This is a genomic window from Niallia sp. M35 (genome assembly GCF_050971705.1).
GTDB lineage: Bacteria > Bacillota > Bacilli > Bacillales > Cytobacillaceae > Niallia > Niallia circulans_A.
In genome coordinates, this window is the sequence record NZ_JBPCEP010000057.1 from 1 (window position 1) to 363 (window position 363).

Below are 363 nucleotides of genomic sequence, written 5' to 3' on the forward strand. Positions count from 1 at the left end.
TGGTCGGGAAGACAGGATTCGAACCTGCGACCCCTTGGTCCCAAACCAAGTGCTCTACCAAGCTGAGCTACTTCCCGAAATATAATGGCGCGCCCGAAAGGAGTCGAACCCATAACCTTCTGATCCGTAGTCAGACGCTCTATCCAATTGAGCTACGGGCGCATTTATATAAAAAAACAATGGTGCCGAGGACCGGAATCGAACCGGTACGGTAGTCACCTACCGCAGGATTTTAAGTCCTGTGCGTCTGCCAGTTCCGCCACCCCGGCATTGTTTTATGGAGCGGAAGACGGGATTCGAACCCGCGACCCCCACCTTGGCAAGGTGGTGTTCTACCACTGAACTACTTCCGCATGTATTTAA

Annotated in this window: 4 tRNA genes; all 4 read right to left on the reverse strand. The window is 52.6% G+C overall.

Going from position 1 to position 363, the window contains the following annotated elements:
* The 4 genes from NiCM35_RS26725 to NiCM35_RS26740 all read right to left on the reverse strand — a co-directional run bounded on the left by NiCM35_RS26725 (position 1) and on the right by NiCM35_RS26740 (position 353).
* Positions 1 to 77 (reverse strand) — tRNA-Pro (locus NiCM35_RS26725).
* 8 nt (positions 78 to 85) lie between these two features.
* Positions 86 to 162, reverse strand: a tRNA-Arg gene (locus NiCM35_RS26730).
* Positions 163 to 180: 18 nt separating this feature from the next.
* Positions 181 to 269 (reverse strand) — tRNA-Leu (locus NiCM35_RS26735).
* 9 nt (positions 270 to 278) lie between these two features.
* Positions 279 to 353: transfer RNA gene (locus NiCM35_RS26740), tRNA-Gly, on the reverse strand.
* Positions 354 to 363: the final 10 nt, after the last annotated feature.